This window comes from Ectobacillus panaciterrae DSM 19096 (assembly GCF_000430785.1).
GTDB classification, from domain to species: Bacteria; Bacillota; Bacilli; order Bacillales; family Bacillaceae_G; genus Ectobacillus; species Ectobacillus panaciterrae.
The window spans coordinates 23,134-49,148 of the sequence record NZ_AUMR01000049.1 but is presented as its reverse complement, the minus strand read 5'-3'; the positions used below and the strand labels follow the sequence as shown (position 1 = coordinate 49,148).

Annotated in this window: 25 protein-coding genes and 2 pseudogenes; 21 read left to right on the top strand and 6 right to left on the bottom strand. The window is 40.7% G+C overall.

Translation table 11 applies throughout. From position 1 onward, the window contains the following. The 5 genes from H540_RS34600 to H540_RS0112965 form a co-directional block, all read left to right on the top strand. On the top strand, positions 1-370 hold a 370-nt coding region (locus H540_RS34600), incomplete at its 5' end, for a transposase (RefSeq protein WP_028401037.1). A 139-nt stretch (positions 371-509) separates the two neighbouring features. Next, positions 510-857: an SPW repeat protein gene (locus H540_RS0112980; RefSeq protein ID WP_028401036.1), complete on the top strand. Its 348-nt coding sequence runs from the start codon at positions 510-512 to the stop codon at positions 855-857. Between the two features lie 514 nt (positions 858-1,371). Next, complete coding sequence (locus H540_RS0112975) at positions 1,372-2,013, top strand: HD domain-containing protein (RefSeq protein ID WP_028401035.1); 642 nt, start codon at positions 1,372-1,374, stop codon at positions 2,011-2,013. Next, positions 2,010-3,902, top strand: coding sequence for an ABC-F family ATP-binding cassette domain-containing protein (locus H540_RS0112970; RefSeq protein WP_028401034.1), 1,893 nt, complete (start codon positions 2,010-2,012; stop codon positions 3,900-3,902). The genes H540_RS0112975 and H540_RS0112970 overlap by 4 nt, the downstream gene beginning before the upstream one ends. A 72-nt stretch (positions 3,903-3,974) precedes the next feature. Further along, positions 3,975-4,706 (top strand): Bax inhibitor-1/YccA family protein, encoded by a 732-nt coding sequence (locus H540_RS0112965; RefSeq protein ID WP_028401033.1) that lies wholly within the window; start codon positions 3,975-3,977, stop codon positions 4,704-4,706. Between the two features lie 240 nt (positions 4,707-4,946). On the opposite strand, the gene H540_RS0112960 is transcribed toward H540_RS0112965, so the two are convergent. Then, positions 4,947-5,459 carry a GNAT family N-acetyltransferase gene (locus H540_RS0112960; RefSeq protein WP_028401032.1) on the bottom strand — a complete coding sequence of 171 codons (513 nt, stop codon included), beginning with the start codon at positions 5,457-5,459 and terminating at the stop codon, positions 4,947-4,949. A gap of 855 nt (positions 5,460-6,314) precedes the next feature. Here H540_RS0112960 and H540_RS0112955 point away from each other — a divergent pair. The 6 genes from H540_RS0112955 to H540_RS0112930 all read left to right on the top strand — a co-directional run bounded on the left by H540_RS0112955 (position 6,315) and on the right by H540_RS0112930 (position 11,734). After that, the gene (locus H540_RS0112955) at positions 6,315-6,545 is read left to right on the top strand and encodes a DUF1450 domain-containing protein (protein WP_028401031.1); all 231 of its coding nucleotides are present in this window, start codon (positions 6,315-6,317) and stop codon (positions 6,543-6,545) included. A gap of 151 nt (positions 6,546-6,696) precedes the next feature. Continuing rightward, positions 6,697-7,818, top strand: coding sequence for a 4-hydroxyphenylpyruvate dioxygenase (gene hppD / locus H540_RS0112950; RefSeq protein WP_028401030.1), 1,122 nt, complete (start codon positions 6,697-6,699; stop codon positions 7,816-7,818). Further along, a complete protein-coding gene (locus H540_RS0112945) occupies positions 7,818-8,765 on the top strand; it encodes a fumarylacetoacetate hydrolase family protein (RefSeq protein WP_028401029.1) in 948 nt (315 codons plus the stop codon). Before hppD ends, H540_RS0112945 begins: the two co-directional genes overlap by 1 nt. Before the next feature lie 21 nt (positions 8,766-8,786). Next, on the top strand, positions 8,787-9,890 hold the full coding sequence (gene hisC, locus H540_RS0112940) for a histidinol-phosphate transaminase (protein WP_034670935.1): 1,104 nt from the start codon (positions 8,787-8,789) through the stop codon (positions 9,888-9,890). 16 nt (positions 9,891-9,906) lie between these two features. Further along, on the top strand, positions 9,907-11,064 hold the full coding sequence (locus H540_RS0112935; protein ID WP_028401027.1) for a homogentisate 1,2-dioxygenase: 1,158 nt from the start codon (positions 9,907-9,909) through the stop codon (positions 11,062-11,064). A gap of 46 nt (positions 11,065-11,110) precedes the next feature. Next, positions 11,111-11,734: a flavin reductase family protein gene (locus H540_RS0112930; protein ID WP_028401026.1), complete on the top strand. Its 624-nt coding sequence runs from the start codon at positions 11,111-11,113 to the stop codon at positions 11,732-11,734. 812 nt (positions 11,735-12,546) lie between these two features. Here H540_RS0112930 and H540_RS0112920 read toward each other — a convergent pair. After that, on the bottom strand, positions 12,547-13,683 hold the full coding sequence (locus H540_RS0112920) for an AbrB family transcriptional regulator (RefSeq protein ID WP_028401025.1): 1,137 nt from the start codon (positions 13,681-13,683) through the stop codon (positions 12,547-12,549). 182 nt (positions 13,684-13,865) lie between these two features. On the opposite strand from H540_RS0112920, the gene H540_RS0112915 reads away from it, so the two are divergent. Further along, on the top strand, positions 13,866-14,738 hold the full coding sequence (locus H540_RS0112915; RefSeq protein WP_028401024.1) for a LysR family transcriptional regulator: 873 nt from the start codon (positions 13,866-13,868) through the stop codon (positions 14,736-14,738). Positions 14,739-14,876: 138 nt separating this feature from the next. Here H540_RS0112915 and H540_RS0112910 read toward each other — a convergent pair whose 3' ends face one another. After that, positions 14,877-15,521: a YczE/YyaS/YitT family protein gene (locus H540_RS0112910; RefSeq protein WP_028401023.1), complete on the bottom strand. Its 645-nt coding sequence runs from the start codon at positions 15,519-15,521 to the stop codon at positions 14,877-14,879. A gap of 274 nt (positions 15,522-15,795) precedes the next feature. On the opposite strand from H540_RS0112910, the gene thrC reads away from it, so the two are divergent. The 4 genes and pseudogenes from thrC (at position 15,796) to H540_RS29610 (ending at position 18,743) form a co-directional block, all read left to right on the top strand. Next, the gene (gene thrC / locus H540_RS0112905; protein ID WP_028401022.1) at positions 15,796-17,196 is read left to right on the top strand and encodes a threonine synthase; all 1,401 of its coding nucleotides are present in this window, start codon (positions 15,796-15,798) and stop codon (positions 17,194-17,196) included. A gap of 20 nt (positions 17,197-17,216) precedes the next feature. Beyond that, a pseudogene (locus H540_RS29615) lies at positions 17,217-17,633 on the top strand (type 1 glutamine amidotransferase domain-containing protein); the annotation flags it as partial. A gap of 65 nt (positions 17,634-17,698) precedes the next feature. Beyond that, a pseudogene (locus H540_RS34595) lies at positions 17,699-17,858 on the top strand (DDE-type integrase/transposase/recombinase); the annotation flags it as partial. A 195-nt stretch (positions 17,859-18,053) separates the two neighbouring features. Next, positions 18,054-18,743: a M50 family metallopeptidase gene (locus H540_RS29610; RefSeq protein WP_051317089.1), complete on the top strand. Its 690-nt coding sequence runs from the start codon at positions 18,054-18,056 to the stop codon at positions 18,741-18,743. A gap of 48 nt (positions 18,744-18,791) precedes the next feature. Here the strand turns inward: H540_RS29610 and H540_RS0112890 are convergent, their stop codons facing one another. Next, complete coding sequence (locus H540_RS0112890; RefSeq protein ID WP_028401021.1) at positions 18,792-18,977, bottom strand: alpha/beta-type small acid-soluble spore protein; 186 nt, start codon at positions 18,975-18,977, stop codon at positions 18,792-18,794. A 416-nt stretch (positions 18,978-19,393) separates the two neighbouring features. Here H540_RS0112890 and H540_RS0112885 point away from each other — a divergent pair, with 416 nt between their 5' ends. From H540_RS0112885 to H540_RS0112870, 3 genes are all read left to right on the top strand, one after another. Continuing rightward, a complete protein-coding gene (locus H540_RS0112885) occupies positions 19,394-20,176 on the top strand; it encodes a Cof-type HAD-IIB family hydrolase (protein ID WP_028401020.1) in 783 nt (260 codons plus the stop codon). Between the two features lie 413 nt (positions 20,177-20,589). After that, positions 20,590-21,936 (top strand): DUF2252 domain-containing protein, encoded by a 1,347-nt coding sequence (locus H540_RS0112880; RefSeq protein ID WP_028401019.1) that lies wholly within the window; start codon positions 20,590-20,592, stop codon positions 21,934-21,936. A 233-nt stretch (positions 21,937-22,169) separates the two neighbouring features. Further along, positions 22,170-23,003: a DUF2785 domain-containing protein gene (locus H540_RS0112870; RefSeq protein ID WP_028401018.1), complete on the top strand. Its 834-nt coding sequence runs from the start codon at positions 22,170-22,172 to the stop codon at positions 23,001-23,003. Positions 23,004-23,485: 482 nt separating this feature from the next. Here the strand turns inward: H540_RS0112870 and H540_RS0112865 are convergent, their stop codons facing one another. Then, complete coding sequence (locus H540_RS0112865) at positions 23,486-23,755, bottom strand: hypothetical protein (protein WP_028401017.1); 270 nt, start codon at positions 23,753-23,755, stop codon at positions 23,486-23,488. Further along, positions 23,742-24,125: a WXG100 family type VII secretion target gene (locus tag H540_RS31425; protein WP_051317088.1), complete on the bottom strand. Its 384-nt coding sequence runs from the start codon at positions 24,123-24,125 to the stop codon at positions 23,742-23,744. The genes H540_RS0112865 and H540_RS31425 overlap by 14 nt, the downstream gene beginning before the upstream one ends. Positions 24,126-24,466: 341 nt before the next feature. Between H540_RS31425 and H540_RS0112855 the strand changes: the two genes are divergently transcribed. Beyond that, positions 24,467-24,805 (top strand): single-stranded DNA-binding protein, encoded by a 339-nt coding sequence (locus tag H540_RS0112855; RefSeq protein WP_028401016.1) that lies wholly within the window; start codon positions 24,467-24,469, stop codon positions 24,803-24,805. A gap of 60 nt (positions 24,806-24,865) precedes the next feature. Then, on the top strand, positions 24,866-25,996 hold the full coding sequence (locus tag H540_RS0112850) for a conserved virulence factor C family protein (protein ID WP_028401015.1): 1,131 nt from the start codon (positions 24,866-24,868) through the stop codon (positions 25,994-25,996). Positions 25,997-26,015: the final 19 nt, after the last annotated feature.

Below are 26,015 nucleotides of genomic sequence, written 5' to 3'. Positions count from 1 at the left end.
AGTCCGAGCCAATAAACGAACCAAAACAGGAAAGCGACTGTACAAGGTTCGCTGTTCCACGATTGAGCGGAGCTTCGCTGATGCCAAAGAGCTCCATGGCTATCGTTATGCTCGATTTCGCGGGCTGAAGTCTGTCCAAATGCAGGCATACCTCACAGCTGCCTGCCAAAACATGAAAAAAATAGCCCTTCACCTTACCAAAATAGGTAAGGTGAAGGACTATTCCTCACAATTTCTTCTGTATGTTATTCTATTTTATTATTTTGAAACAAATCGTTCTTTTAAGAAACGAGAAACCCTTTGGGTTTCTCGTCACTCTGAGAAAGTCTTTATTTATAAAATAAATAAAGACTTTCTTTTGAAGTTCTGAAAGGCCATAAAATTAAGGCCGGTAGTAATAGCCACTTGTCTTATCTTTTTAGTTAATTTGGTTAATATTCATGATTTATAATCATATAATTCAATAACGAAATTGTTAAAGATTTCGTAAACTTTAAGGAGGTGCACTCATGAAAACAAGAAGTACGTTAAATGCATTAATCGGTATCTGGTTTATTATCGCACCTTGGGTTGTTGGCTTTTCAGACCAATCAGGAGCCGTTTGGTCAAGTGTAGTTTTCGGAGCCATTCAGCTTATCGTATCATTTGGAGGTTATAACAAACCTGGTTGGGGTTCGTGGCAAAACTGGGTCTCAGTCATTACTGGTGTCTGGTTTGTTATTTTCCCATTTATCTTTTCATTAACAAAAGGAGAGGTTTGGTCAAGTGTAATCCTTGGTTTGATTACTGTCATATTTAGCTTATTGAATCTAGGGTCCAATTCCAACTCCAAATCTAAACCAACAGCCGTAGATTAAGAAATGCATGTTCAAGTATATCTTTGAGATTTAGATTACTGTACATGCTAATTACTGATAATCTGGATTATGTTAAGAAGCCTGTTAAATTGAACAGGCTTTTTTTGTTTGTCTTAGCAAAAACTATAATTTTGAACACTTATGTCGTTTTTGAACACTTGACTTTGTCTCATTTCTTCTAACGTCGTTCATGCTTGACCATTAGGATTAACATACTGTCGTTCTTCGCTGCAAATTGTACAATGAGCAGGTGTATGTGCGCTTTTTGAATATTGAACACCGCATGCGGTGCAAATATAATGTGGCATATGGATTCTCCTTTATCGTTCGTGATTTTCTCTTACTGTTAGTGTATAGGATTTGTAGAGTGCCGGCATCCGCCGCCGGTAGCAGCTTTTCTCACACAAAAGTATGATAAGGAGCGGCACTTGCTACTCTTCAATATATACAGGCAGACCAGAAAAGATGTGATGGCGATACGGTTCATGGTACAATAAGAAACTGGGTGAAGAATATGAAAACAAATATTGAAAAAACCATTATTTTTGTAAAAGATTTTTTAGGAAACGATGCCAGCGGACACGACTGGTATCATATTGAACGCGTACATAAATTAGCAATCGCAATCAGTGAAAAAGAAGGCGGCGACCGTTTTATCATTGAGATGGCAGCGCTTTTGCATGATGTAGCGGATGAAAAGCTCAACGAAAGCGAAGAGGCGGGACTGAAACGCGTACAGGACTGGCTTATAAAGCTTGCGGTAAAAGAAGACGACGTTCGTCATATCCTCCATATCATTATGAACATGTCCTTTAAAGGCGGGCACGGCGGCAATGTGGAGACGCTAGAGGGAAAGATTGTACAGGATGCAGACCGTTTGGATGCTATCGGAGCAATTGGTATAGCGCGTACTTTTGCATACGGAGGCGCCAAGGGACGTTTGATGTACGATCCAAATATTCCGCCGCGCGAATCTATGACGAAGGAGCAATACCGCCGCGCGAATGACCCTTCCTTAAATCATTTTTATGAAAAGCTGTTAAAGCTGAAAGATTTAATGAACACAGAAACGGCAAAGCACATGGCAGGAGAACGCCATGCTTATATGGAAGAATTCATTCAACAATTTATGAAAGAGTGGAATGCCAAAGCATGAAAATGTTACAAGTAGAAAACTTAACAAAATCATACGGAGAAAAACCGTTATTTACAGATTTGACTTTCAGTATTACAGAAGGACAGCATGTAGGTGTAATCGGCGTCAATGGAACAGGAAAATCAACGATGTTAAAAATTATTGCTGGCTTAGAGCAGGCTGATGCTGGCGAAATAAGCCATACGCGCGGTTATACGATTAGCTATTTGTCACAGCAGCCGCAGTTTGATGAAGGCTTGACAGTGTTGGAGCAAGTATTCTTCGGCGACACACCGCTCATTCGCTTGCTACGCGAATATGAAACGGTTTTATTGCAGCTGGAGAAAGATTCGGCAAATGAATCCATCCAAAAAACCTTATTCGCATTACAGCAGCGCATGGATGCGATGAATGCATGGGAAGCGAACGCAAACGCAAAAGCGCTGTTGACAAAATTGGGGATTACGGATTTCACAGCGAAGGTAGGAGCGCTCTCGGGCGGGCAAAAAAAGCGCGTCGCAATGGCGCAGTGCTTTATTCAAACGCCGGATCTTCTCATTTTAGATGAGCCGACGAACCATTTGGACCACGAAACCGTCGAGTGGCTGGAGGAATATTTATCGCGCTATACAGGCTCCTTGCTATTGGTAACGCATGATCGTTATTTCTTGGACAGAGTGACAAACCGCATTTTAGAGCTTGATAACGGCAAACTCTACAGCTATGAAGGAAACTACGGTGCTTTTCTAGAGGCGAAAGCGATGCGGGAAGAAATGGAGATTGCACAGGAAGAGAAACGTCAAAATTTATACCGCCGCGAGCTTGCATGGATCCGCCGCGGAGCGAAAGCGCGTACGACGAAGCAAAAGGCGCGTATTCAGCGCTTTGAAGAATTGGATAAAAAAGAAGGACCGGCAGCGAAACAGCAGGTTGACATTTCCATTGGCGGCAGTCGTCTCGGCAAAAAGGTGCTGGAGCTGAAAGACGTAACAAAAGTATTCGGCGATAAAGTCGTGCTGGATCATTTCAGCTATATCGTGAAGCCTGGCGACCGAATCGGTATTATCGGCGCAAACGGAAGCGGAAAGTCCACACTGTTAAATATGCTGACTGGCAAACTCATGCCGGACAGCGGTGAGATTGAGGTTGGACAAACAGTGAAGGTTGCGTACTACACGCAAGAAAATGAAGATATGAACTTGAATCAGCGCATGATTGAATATATCAAAGAGGGCGCAGAGGTCATTCATACGCTGGATGGGAAAGTAATCAGCGCTTCGCAAATGCTGGAGAGATTCCTATTTCCTCCGAGCACGCACGGCACGCCGATCGGCAAGCTGTCCGGCGGAGAAAGAAGAAGGTTATACTTGCTTCGCATTTTAATGGACGAGCCGAATGTACTGCTGTTGGACGAGCCGACGAATGATTTAGATACACAAACATTGACTGTGCTTGAAGATTATTTGGAAGACTTCCCTGGCGTGGTCATTACGGTGTCGCATGATCGCTACTTCCTCGATAAAACAGCGGAAGAGCTGTTCATATTTGACGGAAACGGACATGTACGCGTGTTCTTCGGCAGCTACACGGACTATTTGGACGAAAAGAAACAAACGGAAGCGCTGCAAAAAGCTGAAACGGTAAAAGAAAAGAAAGCGGAAGAGCAGCCAAAGCAGAAAAAACGCAAGCTTTCTTATCATGAACAGCGCGAGTGGGATACAATTGAAGAAAAAATAGCTGAGCTTGAAGAAAAACTGGAGACAATTGCGGGAGAGCTCGAGAACGTTGGTTCTGATTTTGAACGCGCCCAGAAGCTTACAGATGAGCAGCAGCAAACGGAAGAAGCGCTCGAACAGGCCATTGAGCGCTGGGGCGAACTTTCTGAAATTGTGGAAGGATTGAAAGCGTAAATGCGCATATAATTGAATTAGGGACAAAAACCCGTTAAAATGGTAATAATAACCTTTCAGGAGGTGGATTGGATGAGAACAAACAATCCAATGTTAAAAGAAGATGCATTCCGCAAAGCGCCGGCAAGCGCTTCTGCGATGACTGTCGGCGGTACGGTCGGTAAAACGTTTATCATGCTGATTTTATTGCTTGGCACGTCAGTCTATGCGTACATGCAGGTCATGCAAAATAAAATGAACATAGCTGTGATGATTGGCGCTCTCATTATCGCAGCGCTCACCGCTTTCATCACAACGTTCGTGCCGAAGATTTCTCCAGTCACAGCACCGGTTTATGCAGCGGTGGAAGGAATTGTGCTAGGCACGATTTCTGCGATGTATATGCAGCGCTTCGGTGATCAAGTCGTACTGCAAGCTGTTCTGCTTACCGTGTCCATCTTGTTTGCAATGCTGTTGTTGTATGCAACGCGCATTATTAAAGTGACTGATAAATTCCGCATGGGCGTATTATCTGCTACTTTAGGCGTAGTCCTAATGTATCTGGTGGTTGCGGTACTTCAATTGTTCGGCGTAGCGGTTCCGTTTCTGCATGACGGCGGAACGATTGCAATCATTGTAAGTGCTGTAGTTATCGTGATCGCATCCCTGAATCTCGTGCTCGATTTTGATTTTATCGAAAACGGTGCGCGTTCCGGTGCGCCGAAGTATATGGAATGGTACGGTGCGCTCGGCTTAATGCTTACACTGGTGTGGCTGTATCTTGAGATTCTTCGATTTGTTTCGTATTTTGCGAGAAATGATTAAACAACAAACCCTCCTGCAGAAGCAGGAGGGTTTGTTTTATCTAGCGTGCAGCTGTTATATAAAAACGATGGACCTTTACTTCAAAAAAGCCTTTTTCCTGAATGGGATTGTGTATATGTAGTAGTTGTTCTCCACATTTCTCTGCTGAAAAGGGGAATCAGGGAAATAACCAGACAAAACCAAAAGAACTGCATTATTTAATTCACCACATTTGTTTTTAATATCCTTAAGTTATGATCTTTACCCTTCTGTTGGTCTTTCAGGACCATTAAGATCCAGTTGATAAAAAGCAAGGTCAAGCCACTTACCGAATTTAAATCCTGCTTTTTTTATTGTTCCTGAATAAGTAAAACCTAATCGCTCATGTACTTTTATACTTTTTTCATTAGCAGCATCAATTCCAGCAACAAGCGTAGCATATTTTTGTTCATTGGCAATTCTTATTATTTCTTTTAACAATGTGGTCCCAATACCGTTTTTTCTATAATCTTTATGCACATAAACTGAGTGTTCAATTGTATATTTATATGCCGGCCACGCTCTAAACGGTCCAAAAGTGGCAAAGCCAATTATCTTATGATTTTCCTCAAACACTAGAACAGGATATCCACCTTCTATTTTCTGTTTATACCATAATCTTCTATCTTCAATTGTGTGTGGTGTATAGTCATAAACAGCCGTAGTATTTACTATTGCATCATTATAAATTTCTAAAATATCGTTTAAATCCTTTTCTTGAATACGTCTAATCATTTTTACTATCCCTCTTTAAGTTTAATTTTTATTCAAGTCAAAATAAAAATATCTATATCAGTATAAGCTTATTTTAATTTTTTAACAGGCTTATTGTTAGATAATCTTACAGTGACTTTATGGATTCTATAAATGCAACTAAAAAAATCGACATAAAAACTTTTCTTTTAGGGGGAGAGAGCATCCGACTAAGTGCAGAAGCGCTCAAGCCTTTGGTTCATGCAAGGGGAAACCGGAGAGAAGAAGCATACCATACTCCCTTTTGGTTGCACATAGCACATGGAAATGTCGAACTTATAAATTGTATTTATATAGTAAAACCAGTATATTGAGCCGTTCAAAAATGTTTACTTTTTTGAACGGCAGAACTTCCGAGTTACATTATGTGAACATGACATAATTTCTTTGATAATTTGCTCACAGTCATACATTCGTCTATTTGTAGGCTCCAGCAAGCTAATGTCCAATTGATTCATAAAATCCCTACTTTCAAAATGAAGGAGTATAATCCTATTTTTATTCAAAATGAATAATGAAAAACAAAAATACGTTCGTTTTTTTATGTAAATTTAATCGTTAATATTCTATCATTTAATTATCGGATTATTCACTTAACTCCTGTGCCGTAAAAATGTGGTTACTTTCCTTAAGTTTGCTGATGTTACATTTCCACGCTATGAAACGAATGTATTTTTTAATAACGCTTACATAGACGTCTTTATCCTGTAAAAGAGGTAACGTTCACTGCGTTAAAGCGTGTTTGTGTTTATGCATGTTCTTGCGTAATATTCAAAATCGAATGTAAAATCACCCCAAATAGTATTTCTAAAATATTAGTGTAAAGGAGGTGTCAAAATGGAGTTTATTGCTAAGTTTTGTCCTGGTAATTCTGAAGAAGATTTATACGAGTTAAAAGATCACTTGAAACAACTTTCAAATGTCGATGTAGTAGAGGATCGATGTCTAAATTATTGCGGTCAATGTTTAGTACAGCCATTTACCTTAATTAATGGGAAAAATATTGTCGGTAATACTGTTGATGAACTTCTTGCAAACATTGTAGAGCATATAGAGGTAGAAAAATAAAGTAGAACTTCCGTCAGTTGAAGTTTTCCAACGCACAGGACGTTTCGAGAAAAAAATAACATTTTAATAAAATATTAGGATTCTGCGAATTATAATTCTTTTTTGTATGAATGACTTTATTCGTTAATCAAAAAAACTGGAGGTTATCTCAATGTCTAAAAACCTAGTAGAATCAAAAAAACAACAGAAAGAAGAAATTTTCCCTGTACAGAATATTCACCATGTGGAGCTGTATGTAGGGAATGCAAAACAGGCTGCTTATTATTATTCCAAGGCGTTCGGTTTTAAAGTTAAAGCCTATCGAGGACTGGAAACAGGCTGCCGTGATCGTATTTCTTATGTTCTTGAGCAGGGGGCGATTCGTCTCGTTGTTACTGGCGCCCTTGAAGATAGTACGGATGTTGCTTCATTTGTGAAACTGCATGGCGAAGGAGCGAAAGACATTGCGCTGAAAGTGTCCAATGTGGAAGAAGCGTATAAAGGAGCGGTAGAGAGAGGCGGCATCGCGATTCGCAAGCCATGGACTGAAAGCGATGAAAACGGCCTTGTTAAGAAAGCGGTCATCGGCACTTATGGAGATACCATCCATACGCTGATTGAAACAGTAGACTATAAGGGAGCCTTTCTCCCGGGATATGAGCCATATGCGTTTGAGGGCGTTCATTCATCTACAGGTCTTGTCGGAATCGACCATATTGTAGGAAATGTAGAAAGTATGGATGAATGGACCACATATTATGAAAAAGTATTTGGCTTTAATGTGCTGAAACACTTTGACGATGAGAATATTTCAACGGAATATTCAGCCCTCATGTCTAAAGTTATGATGAATGGAACAGGACGCATCAAGTTCCCGATTAATGAACCTGCGGATGGAAAACGGAAATCGCAAATTCAAGAATATCTGGATTTCTACAAGGGGGCCGGTGTCCAACATTTAGCTCTCCTGACGAATGACATTGTGGCAACTGTTAGTGCACTGAAAGCAAATGACGTAGAATTCCTTCATACACCTGCTGCTTATTATGAAGAGCTGACCGATCGAGTAGGAGAAATCGATGAAGATCTGAAAAAGCTTCAAGAGCTTAATATTCTGGTTGATCGTGATGATGAAGGCTATTTATTACAAATTTTCACCAAGCCAATCGTGGACCGTCCGACCCTGTTCATTGAAATCATTCAACGCAAAGGCGCACTCGGCTTTGGCGATGGAAACTTCAAAGCACTATTTGAATCCATTGAACGTGAACAAGAGCGTCGAGGAAATATTTAATGAAACTTGTAAGTTACCATGTTGCAGATAAACAAACAGTAAGGGCTGGTTGGCTTCAAAATGATAGTATCTATGACTTGGAAGAGACGTATAGTTATCTTGCAGAAACGAGAGGGGAAATGATGTCCCTTCCCGTTTCTCTTCTTGATTATTTGCAGCTTCCCCAGGAGCAGAAGAATTGGCTTCGATCTGTTCAAGAAGAAGCCAATTTTGCTGTAAGCCCGTTGGGACTGTTTACTGACACCAAGTTGGCCGCACCGATTCCAAGGCCTCCCAGTTTCCGCGATTTTTATGCTTTTGAAGAGCACGTGAAAACCGCACGTAAAAATAGAGGGCTTGATCTGGTGCTAGAGTGGTATCACTTCCCGGTCTTTTATTTTTCCAACACAGGTGCGATCAAAGGGCATGATGAAGCGGTGGAAAAGCCGAGCTTCACCGAATGGCTTGATTATGAGTTGGAAGTGGCCTGTATCATTGGCAAAGAGGGAAAGAACATCTCTCGCGAACATGCATTGGAGCATATAGAAGGATTTATAGTTCTCAACGATTGGAGTGCCCGTGACGTTCAGCGTGAAGAAGTGAAAGTGGGTTTAGGGCCGGCCAAAGGAAAAGACTTTGCGACATCCATGGGACCGTATCTTGTGACGAAAGACGAGCTGGAGGATTGCCGTAATGGCGAGCATTTCAACCTTGAAATGAAGGCATCGGTGAACGGCCGCCTGCTGTCACAAGGAAATATGAACACGTTATATTTTTCTTTTTCCCAAATGATTGAACGCGCATCACAAGATTGTACACTATATCCCGGCGACGTCATTGGTTCAGGTACTGTAGGAACAGGATGTATCCTTGAACTAGGCACACATATTCATCGCTGGCTGCAAAAGGGGGACATCGTTGAGCTTTCTGTCGAACGATTGGGTACACTCCGCAATAAAATTACATAAAAACAGGATGGGGGAAAAATCATGGCAGTACTCGGGCATAAGATCACATCAAGAAAAGAACTCCAAAACCTGGGTGTTTACAAACCAGGTAAACCGATTGAAGAAGTAAAGCGGGAGCTTGGCCTTCACCGGATTATTAAACTTGCTTCTAATGAAAATCCATTAGGCTATTCTCCGCTAGCAAAAGACGCACTGATGAGGGAAATGGAAAAAATCACGTTTTACCCGGAGGGAACGGCCCCCGTATTGGCGGAAAAGCTGGCCGAAAAGCTGGAGGTCGCCTCCGAGCAAATCCTCGTTGGCAACGGTTCAGACGAGATTCTTCATTTGTTGACACGCAGCTACATTCGTCCCGGCGATGAAGCGATCATGGCTGATGTTACATTTCCACGATATGAGACGAATGTGAGAATCGAGGGGGGAGAACCGGTCATTCTGCCGCTTATCGAGGGAGTACATGATCTTGAGGGCATGCTCGCTGCCATTACGGATCAAACACGCATGATCTTTGTGTGCAATCCGAACAACCCGACCGGAACGATTGTCAGCAAGATGGGGCTCAAGTCGTTTATTGACCGAGTCCCAGATCATATTCTGCTTGTGATTGACGAAGCGTACTTTGAATATGTGACAACAGAAGATTACTTGAACACAGTACCGCTTGTCCATTCTTATCCGAATCTGATTGTGCTGCGAACTTTCTCGAAAATATACGGCTTGGCCGCTTTGCGCATCGGATACGGCATTATGCATCCGACCTTTGTACAGGAACTCATCAAAGTGAAAGAACCTTTCAACACGAACCGAATGGCACAAGCTGCTGCGCTGGCTTCTTTAGAGGATTCAGGTTTTATTGAGAAGTGCAAACGAGAAAATGATGAAGGACGTCAGTATATTTCGACAGAAGTCGAAAAAATGGGGCTTAGCTGCTTCCCGTCGCAGGGGAATTTTGTGATGGTAAAGCTCAATCGATCAGGGGACGATGTGTTCCATTCGCTTCTTCATAAAGGAATCATTGTCCGCTCAGGGGGCGTGCTGGGACTTCCAGAAACCATTCGTGTGTCGGTCGGAACAAAGGAAGAAAACGAAGAATTCATTCAAGCACTTCGTGAAGTGATGCAATAAGAAAGGGGGAGCATTCATGCCGCATTATGTAAAGATGGGGAAGATCCCGTCTAAACGCCATACACAATTTCGCAAAGAAGACGGCGGGTTGTATTACGAACAATTAATGGGAACGAAAGGGTTTTCCGGCATTCAATCACTCATTTATCATATCAATCCGCCAACGCAAGTAAGAGAAGCGAGAAAAATAAAAGATATTCGCTATGAGTTCGAGGAGAAGGATGCCCTTAAGCACCGCCATTTTCGCACACGGAATACGGAAGCAAGAGGAGATTTTCTCGAAGCGAGAACCATTTTAATGGCTAATGATGACTTGGCGATGGGAGTTGCTCGTCCTAATCAGCAGATGTCGTATTTTTACCGTAACGGAGAAGGCGATGAAATGCTGTACGTGCATGAAGGAAAAGGGAAAATCGAAAGCATCTTTGGTGAGCTCTCTTTCTACCCAGGCGACTATGTAGTCATCCCGATTGGCACGACATACCGTGTTGTCCTGGAGACGAACGAAGCACGCTTTCTTGTTGTTGAATCGAACTCCGCAATCATGCCGCCGAAGCGCTACCGCAATGAGTACGGCCAGCTCCTTGAGCATTCGCCATACTGTGAACGCGACCTTCGAACACCGGAAAAGTTAGAGCCGAAAGATGAAAAAGGGGAATTTGAAGTTCGTGTGCGAGCACAGGGCATGTTGACTTCCTATCTGTTTGATTTTCATCCTCTGGATGCTGTAGGCTGGGATGGCTATTTGTTCCCGTATGCGTTTAGCATTCATGATTTTGAACCGATTACCGGGCGTATCCATCAGCCACCACCAGTTCATCAAACATTTGAAGCGCATAATTATGTGATTTGCTCCTTTGTGCCGCGCTTGTACGATTATCATCCAGAAGCGATTCCGGCTCCTTATGTGCACAGCAATGTTGAGAGTGATGAAGTCCTATATTATGTTGATGGTGATTTCATGAGCCGACGCGGGATTGAAGAAGGCTCGATTACCCTTCATCCGAGCGGTCTGCCGCACGGTCCGCATCCAGGTAAAATGGAAAACAGTATCGGCAAAAAAGAGACAAAAGAGCTGGCTGTTATGATTGATACGTTCCGTCCGCTTCGTGTGGTTAAGCAGGCGCATCACTATGAGGATCCTGCTTACATGTACAGTTGGTCCACAATTTGAGGAAGGAGTCTTCTTGGCTAAAAATGATAAAGGAGAGCGAACTGCCATGAAAATTAAACCGGATGCATTGCCTTGGAGTGAAGCTTATAAATTGATGACAGGCGCCATTCAACCCCGTCCGATCGCTTTTGTTTCAACAATCAATAAAGAAGGCCAAGCAAACCTTGCTCCATTTAGCTTTTTTACCGCAATTTGCGCAGACCCAATGATGATTTGCTTTTCCCCGATGAGAAGAGGGACGGATGGTGCACGCAAAGATACACTAAACAATATTGAAGCTACTCGTGAATTTGTCGTGAACATTGTCGGTGAAAAAATTGTGGACCAAATGAATGACTGCGCGGTTGAGTTTAGCTCGGAAGTGGATGAGTTTGAAGAGGTTGGCTTGACGAAAGCAGAGAGTGGGATTGTAAAGCCGCCGCGTGTACAGGAAAGCGATGTACAGCTTGAATGCGTTCTGCATGAAGTTCTGCACTTTGGCGATCAACCGGGTGCGGGCAGTCTTGTGATTGGGCAGGTTGTGAACATCCATGTCAAAGATGAATTGTACTATGACGGGAAAATCGACACGGAAAAACTGCAGCCGATTGGACGATTAGCGGGTCCATTGTATACCCGTGCAGTCGCTGATACGTTTATTTTAGAACGAAAAAAGCCATCGATGAAATAATAATTTCGTTTTGAGGAGAGACGTACATAGATTTATTTCGTAAAAAACCAATTTCTCATATGCTTACGCATTTACAGAGAACGGACCAATTGTAGCGAAGAATATCGTATAGATAGTATTAAAGAGTCGGTTTCGAAACTGACTCTTTTGTTGTGATGAACTACCGTTAATCTGGGTTATGTGAACACGACAACTCCTCCAGTGAATAATATGGGGGAGCTTTTAGTGTATAGATAGATTTAATGCCGATAAATTATATTATATAAACAATACGTAACATAAGCAGTCTTGCTATATACAAGTGAATAAAAAACGTCTTTTTTTATTCACTTGTATATAGTAAGACGACAAACTTTTGAAGGAAATGGAATTAGACAAGCAGAGTTCGTCGTAGCAATTACTAATGGCAAAGATATGGGTACCATTTGAGAAGCTGGTCTTGCTTATGCCCTAAACATTCCAGTAATCAATGTTGCTTTCACACTTGGAAAAGGCGGAATGCTCAATACAATGTTATGGGAACACCTCAGTTGATTCTTTTAGATCATAATGGAGTAGAAATCGAACGTGTTGCTGGAGTTGTTCAAAGTAAAGTGGAAGCAATCTTAGAGAAAGCAGGTCTAACCTAATGAATCCAAAATCAGAAGCTTGGTTCTACATTGTATGTTTACTAGGTGGATTTCTTCTGTACTATTTATTAGAAATTGATTTCATAAAGTGAGGGGAACAATCCCCTCATAACTTTTGCATGCCCTTCGGTGAAGTTCATATATTTGTGTCGCTAGGCAAGAACCGTAACGTTCATAGCAGACTTACATCGATTTTTCTTTATTAATACTTATAACATTTTCTGAGATACGGCGATCTAACAATCGAAAGAATGGAGGTAACATCATAATGACTAGGAGGACTCGAAGGACTTGCACAGCTACTACAAATGTAGAATCTGCATGAAGTACCGCTGCGGTCGTCGCCATCTCTGCAATACCACCCGGCGCAAATGCTAGGACGGAGGTATTCCATGCAATACCTGTTAATTTCGATACAAAGAATGCACATAAGAACATGGAAATAGTCAAAGCTAACGAACCCAGTAAGCTGACCACCAACATTCGCTTTACTCCAATAAACATTTTTTTATTTAAACGAGATCCAATACTTGATCCCATCAAAATTTGGGATAAAATGATAAGCCAATGTGGCCACCATGCAATCATATCGTGTTCTTTATAGGAGCCGACAATTGTTTGTATAAGGGCAACACCTAGCATGCTTCCTAACAGCCATGGAGAGGGGAATTTTAAATGTTTCCCTATGAAATAACCAACCGATGCCACTATCACTAAAACACCCGTCCATAAAAGAGAATGTATTTCAAATGAAGGATGAATAGTAGAAGTACCATGCTCATGCCCCATATTGTTCGTGTTCCAATAAGAGACAAAAATAGGAATAGTCCCTGTAACTAGAAGAACACGGATTGTTTGAGTGAGACTTACTACAGCTGTATTAGCTCCTGCCTCTTGTGCAATCCCGGGCATGGCTGAGAGTCCGCCAGGGGCTGTTCCAATAAAACTCGTTAACATGTCTGTTTGACTAAAGCGCCATAAAGCAAATCCTGAAAGTAAAGAAAGCAGGATAGATACGAAAAGCATGATAATAATTGTCATCCAATGTTCTCTAAATGTATGCAGAACAGCGGTATTAATTCTTTGCCCTAATTCAATACCTAAGGTCCATTGTCCAATAAACAGCCAGTATTTTTGAATTCCGTTTTGATTTTTATTCATTCTTAGCCAAGCAGGCTGCCAAAAAGAAAGGAAACCGCTCATTATTAATGATCCGATCATCCATCCAATAGATATACCTGTTAGGGAGAGAATATATCCGCCAATTCCGCTTAGTACAATAAATCCTATATTTTGAAAAAATACTTTCTCTTTTTTCATCTCTAAAGCCTTCTTTCTCTTTGTTCTTCACTTCTAGGGGGCTGTGCCTCAGGTATAGGATCAACAGTGCAAAATAAAGTTCAATCCTTATAGCTAATGTAGTATATTTTTAGATATAGGTAAAATATTTATTTTTTTATTTTTGCCATCAAAAAAACCTATGGCTGAAAGAGAGAGATTCTATGCAAGATAAAGACTGGATTATGCTACAAGTTCTTTACAGTAAGAAAAATATTACGAAAGCTGCAGATAGTTTATATATATCTCAACCTACATTGACGAATCGTATACAACAAATAGAAAAGGAATTTGGGGTGAAAATTATAAATAGAGGGAGAAGAGGAGTTCAATTTACTCCTCAGGGGGAATACTTAGCAAAATGCGCGGATGAAATGCTGCTAAAAATGCAGCAAATGAAAGAAACTGTACTCAATATGAATCATAAAGTTACAGGGACATTACGATTAGCCGTTTCTAACTTTTTTGCTCAGCATAAACTCCCTGCTTTATTAAAACTATTTAAAGATCAATATCCGAATGTTGAATTTAAAATAACGACAGGGTTCAGTAAAGACATCATGAATGTCATCTATAATGGAGATATTCATATTGCTTTTATCCGCGGGGATTACTCTTGGCAAGGACCAAAGCGTTTGTTAATGGAAGAAAACATATGTATCGCTTCGAAAGAAGAAATCAATATAAAAGAGCTCCCTAGTTTACCTAGAATTGATTATTACACCGATTATTCTTTAAAGATGTTACTTGACAATTGGTGGAGAGAAAATTATCCGCAGCCACCCTGCACTAGTATAGAAGTAGATAGGGTGGAAACTTGCAAAGAAATGGTTATGAATGGCTTAGGGTATGCTATTGTGCCAAGTATGATACTCGATGAGATAGAAACTGTACATAAAATCGCGATAAAGAATTCAGAAGGGAAACCTATATTACGAAAAACATGGATGTTGTATTCTGAAGAATCTCTAGAAATAAATATAGTCAAAGCATTTGTTCATTTTATAGAAAGTATAGACTTGCAGGATATCATGTAAGTCGATTCTCTAATAACTTTCTCTTTTTGATGTTTAAACCATTTTATAAAAAGTATGGATATGTACTAACTTGCGATAATCTGTGTTATGTGACCACGCAACTCCTTCAGATCCCTTGCTGAAGGAGTTTTTGTATAGCTACAAACTTGTGCTTATTTGTCCCTTCTGTTTTCTCTCCTGGGCATCTAGAAACGCTCGAACCATCTTCAATGACTGCTGAAATATAGGACTTTGAATAAACGTATAGAGGAATGTCACGATAAACACAGGACCACCTAGAAAATATCCAATCACTAACACGACACTTTCCACAATAATTCTAGCGCGACTTACAGATAATCTTGTCTTATCCGAAATGGAAAGCATGAATCCGTCCCGCGGTCCTGCACCAATCCCAGCAGCCACATACATGCCGCCTCCGATACCTGTAATCGTAATTCCAGCAAGTAAAATAAGAAGATTTATCCACAAATAATGAGTAGCGTGAGGAAGAATGTTCAGCCGCAAGAAAAAGTCCATAATAGGACCAATCAGCAGAGCATTTAAGAATGTCCCTATGTTAATGTATCTTCGGTCCACCGCTAAGGAAACTAGGACGAGAAGTAAGCCGCATACAACACTCCATGTGCCGATTGTCCATCCGAATCGTTGATAGAGCGCTACATTCAGAACCTCCCACGGATGCAGGCCCAGAAATTTAACCTTTACCGCAATGGCGTTACCGAGTCCGAAGAAAGTTAATCCTAAGAAAAAAAGAAAATACCGAAAGAGTCTCAGTCCCATCGTCTCACCTCTTTGTTGATGTATATAATTATATACTTTAGATGAAGAAGCTTGAGAGAACAAGAAATTTTATTTGTATATGTAAAGTTTTGATTAGGAAAGGTTTTTAATAGGACGTATAGAGCTAATAAAAGTCCATGTGAATTTGGGGATACGAGCTATTTATATTGAAAATGTTGATATTTTCTCTATTTAATTTGTTTATTATATTGACATAGGTCCAAATTCGGGTAACTATAGTAATAAATTTAATTTTCACATATGGAGGATAATTATGAACTTTGTTAGCACACGAGGAAATGTAAGCGAGATTGGATTTATTGATACGGTCTTGATGGGACTGGCAGATGATGGAGGCCTCTTAATCCCAAGCAAAATACCACAGATTCCCCAAACAAGGCTAGAGGAAATGGCAAAGCTTACGTATCAGGAATTGGCATACGAAATTTTTTCATACTATATAGAAGGCGAAATTCCAGAGAATGAACTAAAGGAGTTAATTCATCAGAGCTACTCTACTTTTCGTGATCCAGAAGTAACGCCTGTTCGAAAAGTCAAGGATAATATGTATGTACTTGAGCTTTTCCATGGTCCGACCTTCGCGTTTAAAGACATTGCCTTGCAATTCTTGGGGAATTTGTATTCTTATGTATCTAAGAGACAAAATAAAATCATTCATATTCTTGGAGCTACCTCAGGGGATACAGGAGCATCAGCGATTGAAGGGGTAAGAGGAAAGGAAGGCATTCGAATCTGCATTTTACATCCTCATCAAAAAGTAAGCAAAGTACAGGAATTGCAAATGACTACCGTTCATGACAAAAATGTCTTGAACCTATCGGTGAAAGGAACCTTTGACGATTGTCAGAGAATCATTAAAGAATTGTTCGCCGATGTTGATTTTAAAAACAAATACCACCTTCGTGCCATCAACTCAATCAATTTCGTTCGTATTCTGGCTCAAACCGTCTATTATTTCTATGCCTATTTCCAAGTCGCTAAACAGACTGGTATAAAGAGTCTTAACTTCAGTGTTCCGACTGGAAATTTCGGGGATATTTTTGCCGGTTATCTTGCGAAGAGAATGGGTCTTCCTATTAATAAGCTCATATTAGCTACGAACGAGAACAATATTTTAGAACGTTTTATCCATGACGGAGTTTACATGCCGGGTCAATTCCACAGCACATATAGCCCTTCTATGGATATCCAAGTGGCGAGTAATTTCGAGCGTTATCTTTACTATTTGCTCGATGAAAATCCGAGTTTAGTATCTTCTTTAATGGACCAATTCAAGTCGGAAGGAAAAATAGTCGTTAGCGAAGAACTGCTTCAGAAGGTCAAAGATGATTTTGCTGCTCATGGGGTAATGGGAGAGGAATGCTTACAAACAATCAGTAAATATTATGACGAATCTAACTATTTACTTGACCCGCATACTGCCTGTGGAGTTGCCGCATACGAAAAATACAATGAATCGAGTGAGGTTTATGTAACGCTTGCAACAGCTCATCCGGCAAAGTTCAATGAGTCCATTGAACGCTGCCATATCGAACAGGTATTTCCTGAAAAAATTAATCAACTGTTCAATAAACCTCAATATCAAGAGATTGTAGATGCAGATAATAACGAAATCGTTCGCGAGCTGGAGAGACTCTTTAGTTCTTCCCATTAATAACAGCTGGGAAATTTGCAGGGGAGAAGGCAAGAGAAACGTATATAGGCAAATATGGGGTTCCAGCAGAATCTGATTTTGCATTTGGTGATATTAATCCTGAAGAATACGATGCGCTTCTTGTGCCAGGCGGCTGGGCGCCGAATAAGCTTCGCCGTTTTCCGGAAGTTCTTGCGTTAGTGCAGCATATGGAGGAAAGTAAAAAAACGATTGGCCAAATCTGCCATGCTGGTTGGGTACTAATTTCTGCAAAAATCTTGCAAGGAAAAAAGGTAACAAGCACCCCAGGTATCCGCGATGATATGGAGAATGCAGGGGCAAAATGGTTGGACGAGCCGGTGGTAGTAGACGGACATCTTGTTTCAAGCCGCCGTCCCCCAGATTTGCCCGAGTATGTAAAAGCTTTTGCCGATGTATTGGCTGGTAATAATGAATAGGGGAAAGAAACCTTCTTTTTAAAAAGAGTATTATTTGATAGTCTGAGGATCCCCTTAAGGAATGTGCAGTAGATTCCAAAGGAAACAGCATTGATTTTATTTGAGTAAATAGAGAAACGCAGCATCAGCCAAGCGCTTTTTAAGAAAGCCTTGGCTTCTTGTCATGTTCCCAAACCTCGTGTTATTACAATCGCTAAGCATCCAGCTTATCCGACAGCGATTCAAGATGCTGTTCTATGTTTCGAGTGAATTATTTTTGCACTAAAACCGACCTTTTGTATGTTCCGCAAAACAACAATTTTGTGAAAACAGCCTTTAATTTTGAGAAACAAACAAGAGCATAACATTTCATACCAAAATAATTCTGTTTGATTATAATTTGGTTATGAAATAGAAATGAATAAAGAGGAGGTGTTTTGTATGAATCAAGATTGGTTACTATATAGTGCAATTATACTAGCTGTAGTCAGTCCATTTTTGAGAATAGGGAAACTTGATATAGGAGAGTACTTTTCTTGCCTAAGCACAATGTATCACGAAGACGGCCATGCAATTATGGCTATGTTGTTCGGAGGCAGAGTGAAGAAAATTAGCTTATTTGCTAGTGATGAGGCAAAAGGATTAGCAGAGACATGGCAAACAGGCAGAATCTTTAAAGGATGGTTAAGTCGTATTTTTACTGCTTATGCCGGTTATACAACAAGTTCTTTAGTCGCTTTCCTTTGCTTTTATTTCATTCATACACATAAAATGCATTGGCTATTGTACTTTTTTATTCTTTCGGCAGCCTTTAATTTAGTATTTTGGGTTCGGAATACGAAAGGAGTTTTTTGGCTAATTTCGTTCATTGGATTATGTGGAATACTTTTATACTATGGGAATCCAACATTAAATATTTTTGCAACACTATTCTTTTCTTCAGTGGTTCTAATTTGTTCCGTCACTGATTCTCTAACTATATTTCGTTTAAGTTGGATACAACCACGAGATGCAGGGGATGCGACCAGTTTGGCTAAAAGCACGATTATAGCGGCACCTATTTGGGGAACTTTGTTCTTAGCGCAAAGTTTATTCATTGCATATAAGGTTTTCTTAATGTTTATATTTTGATTTAAAAAACAAAAAACAGGCTCTTCCTTTTGGAAGAGCCTGTTTTCGTTAACCGCGCAATTGTTGTTGCGCCATTGCGACTAAACGTTTAGTCATTTCGCCTCCGACTGAACCGTTGGCGCGAGCTGTCGCATCAGCTCCCAACTGGACACCAAACTCTTGCGCGATTTCAGCCTTCATTTGATCTAACGCAGATGCAGCACCAGGAACCACCAATTTGTTACGGTTTGCCATGATTTTTCACCTCGTTGTTAGATTCAGCCGAGTGGCTGTGCTCCTAGTATACCCCTTAAAAACGGGATGTTATTCCCTTGTGGAACCTAACCACTCTGTAGCTTCTCAGGCCATTAATATAGACAGTTCGAAAACCGGTAAGTTATACTGAAAAAGCAATGTGCCATATATGCATACGTGAAACAGTCAGTTGGAAAAACGCCTGTTTATGATTTGAATGGAAAGTGTTACTGAATATATAAGACCTTAATTTCATGAGCTATAACAAAGAGGAAAAAATCAATTTATTCGTTCTGCATGTGTAGAAGAAACTTTAACTAACATGTAATTAAATTAAGTTTATGGTTATAAATAGTTTTTTAAATTATGAACTTTTACATTAGAAATGTGGATATGACAGAAGGAGGAATTTCGATATGAGTTATAAAACTGTTTTTTTAGATATTGACGGTACGATTTTACCTCATGGAAAAAGCATAACAAATGCAACAAAGCAGGCAATTCAACGTTTAAAAGAAAAGCAGATTCATGTAGTCATTGCAACAGGAAGAGCTCCTTATTTTGCAAGTTCAGTCATTAAAGAAATAGGAATCGATTCCATGATCTTTTTCAATGGTTCATACGTGCTTCATCAAGGGGAAGTGATTCACCAAGCTCCCATCGAAAAGACGGTGCTCGAAAAACTGCATGGATGGACAAAAGAATATCAACATCCCATTACATACCTTGGGGGATCTGAATTTAGGGCAACAGAAATTGGACATCCATATGTAGCAGAAGCTTTTCAGAACGACATGTGGAAACCGCAACAAGCTTCTCCGACGTTCTGGTTAGATCAAGATATTTACCAGATGTTCCTCCATTGTGAAATGGAAGAGGAACACATTTACCAACAAAGTATCCCTGAGCTGCATTTTAGAAGATGGAGCTCTCCGGGGATGCGGACATGTGATGTGAATGCTTCAAATGGAACCAAGGCTACCGGAATTCTGAAGATGCTGGATAAATTAGGAGTTTCGGCGGAAGAGACTGTTGCCTTTGGCGATGGATTAAATGATATTGAGATGCTGTCTTTAGTTGGTATGGGAGTAGCTATGGGGAACGCAAGACCGGAAGTAAAAGCCTATGCCAATCTGGTCACGATGTCTGCAGAGGAAGATGGAGTTAAACACGGTCTTGAAAAGTTAGGATTAATCTAATAAATAGAGTAAGAACGCAGAATCTGTTTTAAGTATTATATTAGATATTTTGAAAAGGGCCGATTGTATAGAGGAATTGGTCCTTTTCTATTTAGAATTTCACCTATATACAACTGAATAAAAAAACATCTTTTTATAGTGGGGAAAGAGCATCCGGCAGAACATAGAAGCGGTCAAACTCTTTTCCTACCCCATACAAGGGTAAGAGAGAGGAAGCGGGTGCAGGCTTTGGTTCTGTATAGCAGTTCCTATGTCGAAATTATAAATCATTTATATATTATATATGTGACTTAACAATACGTCCGGAGTTATAATTAAGAATATTTTGAACATCCTCTGAGCAATTATAGAAAAAGGATGATAGAATTGGATTAGGGAATTACTGGTATGTTAGCTGAAAGGAAGGACATAGAATGGTCACCAATTTGCTTGAACGGGTAAAAGAAACAAGGCGGATGTTACGCCAGCAAATAATTGAGACTGTCTTAAATCAATTTGATGAGCATAGCATGGCGTTAGATCGAGAGATGAGACGAGAGAAATACCGAACAATGATGGAAAATCCCTTTCGCTTCTATCGAGGAAGTGCTTATTTATTCTATTATGATATAACGAAGATTCCATTCTCTTTCCACACGCCGGAAGATAAACCGACTTGGATTCAAGGAGATTTGCATTTTGAAAACTTCGGCACGTTCCAGAATGAGCAAGGGGAAATTGTATATGATGTGAACGATTTTGATGAAGGATATATGGGATCGTATTTGTATGATATTTTGCGTATGACGATTAGTATTGCATTATTTTGTGAAGCGCAGGGCCTTAGTGAAGGTGAGCAGGAAGAAAGAATCAAAACCTATCTAAGTGCTTATTACAAACAGCTGCTCCGATTTGAAAGAAGGAAGGAAGATCCGGTTACATTATTTTTTACGAAGGACAATACAGAAGGTCCGATACGTAAAGTATTGAAGAAGCTCATGAAGCGCCAATCTAATAAATTGCTTGCAGATATTACATTTGTAAATGAGGACAATCGTCGTTGTTTTATATGGTCAGATGAAATTCAGCCTGTGAGCAGCGAAGAGCGGGCTGTGCTTGAACAAGCTTGGGAAGAGTATATAGAAACTTTGGATACGGAAGATAGGCGCGGTCATATGTTTTATCGTATTAAAGATATAGCGCGTAAGCATGGTTCAGGAACAGCTTCTATTGGACTGGAGCGGTATTATGTCCTTGTTGAAGGAGAGAGAGATCACCTGCAGCTAGATGATCTTGTATTAGAAGTAAAAGAGGTACGTACGCCGATTCCGGGATATTTCTTGCCTTATAATGAACAATTTTGGCAGAAGTATCAGCATCAGGGTGAACGGGTGATTACAACACAGAAAGCGATGCATCATCATGAGGACCCGTATCTCGGATTTATTACAATGAATGGCCGACACTTCTACGTACGAGAACGCTCCCCATTTAAAAAGAGAGTGAAAGCAAAGCATATGACGAGTGCAAAAGAAATTGATTCGACAGTCGAGATTATGGGCCGAATCACAGCAAAAATTCATGCGCGCGCTGATGTGGATGTGCAGCATGAGTTGCTGACATACCATAGCGAAGAAGAGATCTTACGGGCAATCGGAAGGGATTTTGAAGCGTTTTGTGCACAGTTAGTATTTTCCTCGATGGTATATAAGCAGCAAGTGAATGAAGACTATGAATTGTTCTGTGATTGGTGCAGGAAAGAGTTTAACATAGAGACATAAAAAAGTGTTGTTGCTGGTACACCTGTTACGGTGAACCTTATATAAGAAAATTTGGCCGGATGAGTGAGAAGGCTAACGCTAAAGAGATTTCTTTGATCCCTCAATCTAGGCATCAGGGGAGAAAAAATGCTGTATGTCGAACTGTGGAGAGAACCCCACTGGCAGATTATACATCCCAGTGATAGAATTAGCTTAGATTGTCGGAAAACCTTTAAGAAAGGATATAAAATATTATGATGGACCAATACGAATTGAAGCAAGAGCTACAACACATCAGAAATAACAATTATTCTGTACCGGACGACGTAGACGCATATCCGTACGCGCAATGGATGCTCGACCACATTGGATCGCCCGATGCCGAGCTGCGCGATAAACTGATTTACAGTACGCTGGCACGATGGATTATAGGCGGGGTATTTAGACAGAAGGAGCTTCGCGGGCTGCTGCTGCAGGCGCTGAGTCCTGATTATTTGTTTTACGAAATCGGCGAGAAAGGAACGGACTCCGTTTTTAAGCGTGCCTTCTCTATTCTTATCCCACCGCTCGTTTTATCCGTTCATGAAAAGGAGCCGCTCTTATCTGAAGAACAGCTGTACAGCGTTGCGGAGCAGGTTCTTGAGTATGTGTATCTCGAACAGGATGCAAGAGGATATGTAGACGGGAAAGGGTGGGCGCATTCTACAGCTCATGCGGCAGATGCACTAAGCGCTCTGGCTCGCTCTTTGCGGGATCGCGAGTTCGGTCATGCAATGCTTGCTGCTGTTCGTCATAAGGTTTGCTTGCACGATTACTTGTACATAAACTTTGAGGATGAGAGGTTAGCGACAGCAGTAATGTCTCTGCGGAATCAGAATGTCCTTTCTGATGAAGAATGGAAGAGCTGGCTTCACAGCTTTACGGTAATTGAAAAAACTTCAACTCCTCAAGATGATACCTTAGTACAAAATATTAGAATGTTCTTAAGAAGCTTGTATTTCCAAGCTTTAGAGAAAGAGGAAAACTCTGCGTTTACAGTTGCTGTGCTTGAAACTTTGAAAGCATTGAAGAGGTTTCTGTATAGTTAAGCCTGATAGATTTGATTTCTATTCGTTGTTGTGGTCATTGTCTTACCAGCGTATTAAGTGAAACGTTCACTGATAAGGAGCTAAGACAACAGTGGTTTAATCTTATTTCTTTAGTTATAGAAAGGTACAGTAATCAAAATCCTCTTATTGAAGCTGAGGTAAGAGCTGTATGGTACGTCATGTTAAGTATACAAACCATATTTATGGCTTATTTCGTGCATTAGCTAGAATTGTTAAAGATAAATGAGGATATGTTCTTTGGATTTATAAAAACAAGGAAATTATTAAAAAACGTGTGCAAATTACATTACACTAATAAATCGTAATTTCCGATAATCGGGGTTATGTGAACAAGAAACCCCTTCCAGCTAAATGATACGCACCTCCAAGATATATATATAAATCACCCGGGAGTTTTATATATGTCCTTAAGGAGTGCATATCATATAAGCAGGAGGGGGTATTGTTTGAACTAAGAACAGTTACTTTCGCTTTTTTTTATCTTTTCGGTAGAATAGCCAATAAAAAAAGTACCAGCCCATCACAGCTACAGTGCTTATTAAGGCCAATCCAAACTCTTTCATGAAAATAAAAAAGAAAATTAGCCCTATAAAGATAGCAATTACCAAAATCATAAAATATTTTACAACAACCTCTAATACTTGATAAGCCAATGCCAGAATGCCAACAATAGACTGGAGGATTGGCAGAACTTTTGACGTGAAAAAGCTGTCGTTTTTAGGATTTCTCATGATGCACCTCTTTAGAGTTGTGAATATGTAAGAGTTTCTCTATTTGGCTTTCCAACAGTTCTTCAGACAAATAGGAGACAAGAAACGATGGTTTATTGTCTGATTGATATAATAACCATTGGTGATTGTTAGACTCCAAAATCATAACCCCATGGTCCGCTTTAAGTGTTTGTGTAGCATATTGGTCAATGATTCTATTTGACTGCTGGAAGTTTTGAAAGAACCTCTCTCTCGTAACGCCATTCCATTGTGATTCTAGACCATAAATGCTTTTTCTTAAACTGGCTGCTAGCGTTTGAGCTTGTTGCTGAGCTTGTTGAAATTGCTTAGCGACATCCATAACCTGCTCAGGCTTTATACGAATTTTCACATGTTTTCCCCCTTGACGCTTTAAACAGATACATAGAGTTTGTTTATATATTTTATATGTAATACAAGGATTACTATATTTATTGTAAACGGATTTCAATTTAGAGTTCAATAAGAATTTGGGTTTTCTCGAGGGAACAACAACCCTTTTGGCTAATAAAGTACGGAAATGGTATACGGTGCTGTAAACACATAGACTAATTTTAAAGTACCGAGGGCATGTACCATCAGTTTTGTATAAGAATCAAGAAAAACAGCTTCTGGAAAATTGTTTTTTCCTGATTTTTCTCATTCTCGTTCTTTCCCTATAATAGAGAAAACAAGTGGAGGGGATGAGAATCTATGATGAATCGCGTTGTTTTAATCGGCCGCTTAACACGAGACCCAGAGCTGTTATACACTAAACAAGGAATCGCATACGCCAAAATACGCGTGGCGGTAAACCGAGGATTTCGCAACAGTCAAGGCGAGAAGCAAGCAGACTTCATCGACTGTACGATTTGGCGAAAGCCTGCGGAAAATGTAGCGCTTTACTGCAAAAGAGGAGCGCTTATAGGAATTACCGGCAGAATCCATACTAATCACTATGAGAATGAACAAGGAAAGCGAATATACCGGACAGAGGTTGCAGCAGAGAATGTAACATTCCTTGAGCACAAAAAAGAACGTGCGTCTCATTAGCAACAACTGTTTCTAACGTGCTACACTAGATGCAAGGAAACAACGAAGGAGAGAGAATACGTGAAGATTAAAGCAATTGAACCGACACCGAGTCCGAATACAATGAAGGTTATATTAAATGAAGTATTGCCGTCAGGCGCACGCAACAATTATACGAGAGAAAATATATCCGGAGCACCTGAAAAAATTCAGCACATTCTTGCGATTGAAGGTGTGAAGGGTGTTTACCATGTAGCGGACTTTCTTGCGGTAGAACGTAACGCCAAGTATGATTGGAAGCCGATTTTGCAAAACGTGCGCGCCGTTTTTGGGGAAGCGGAAGCAACGGATGCACAAGCGCAGAGTTTAAATGCACATTACGGTGAAGTGAAGGTGTTTATTCAACTGTTTTACGGCATTCCGATGCAGGTAAAGCTGACAGACGGCGAAACAGAAGAGCGCTTTGGACTTCCTCCGTATTTTAAAGGTGCCATTATGAAGCTGCAAATGACGGCGCCGAACGTTGTGCAGGAGCGCAAGTGGGCAGAGCAGGGAACTCGTTACGGAGAACTGGCCGATATCGGAAAGGAAGTAGTGGATGAGATTGCTGCTGCATACCCGGAAGAACGAGTCAACACGTTAATGAACGATTTGCTGAATCAAACAGGTGCAAAAGAGCTTGTTGTGAAGAAGCGCGAGCCGTACAAGGTTACGATGGAAATGATGGAGGATTCGGACTGGAAGAATCGTTACGCCGCACTCGAACAAATGGACCCGACAGAAGAAGACATTCCTGTCCTAGAAAAAGCGCTGCATGACGAGAAGGTGTCCATTCGCCGCCTCGCAACGGCTTATTTAGGTATGATAAAGGGCGAAGCTGTCATGCCGCTTCTATATACAGCATTAAAAGACAGAGCGGTAAGCGTACGCCGGACGGCAGGAGACTGTTTGTCCGATATCGGCGATAAAGAAGCGATGCCTGCAATGATTGAATCGCTGAAGGATACAAGCAAGCTTGTGCGCTGGAGAGCAGCGATGTTCTTGTTTGAAGAAGGCGATGAAAGTTCTCTCCCGGCCTTAAAAGATGCACAGGATGATCCTGAATTCGAAGTGGCCATGCAGGCACGTTTGGCAATTGAGCGCATTGAAGGCGGGGAGGAAGCAAAAGGCTCCGTTTGGAAACAAATGACCGAATCGCGGAATGCAGAATAAACTATAGAAAACAGAAGGC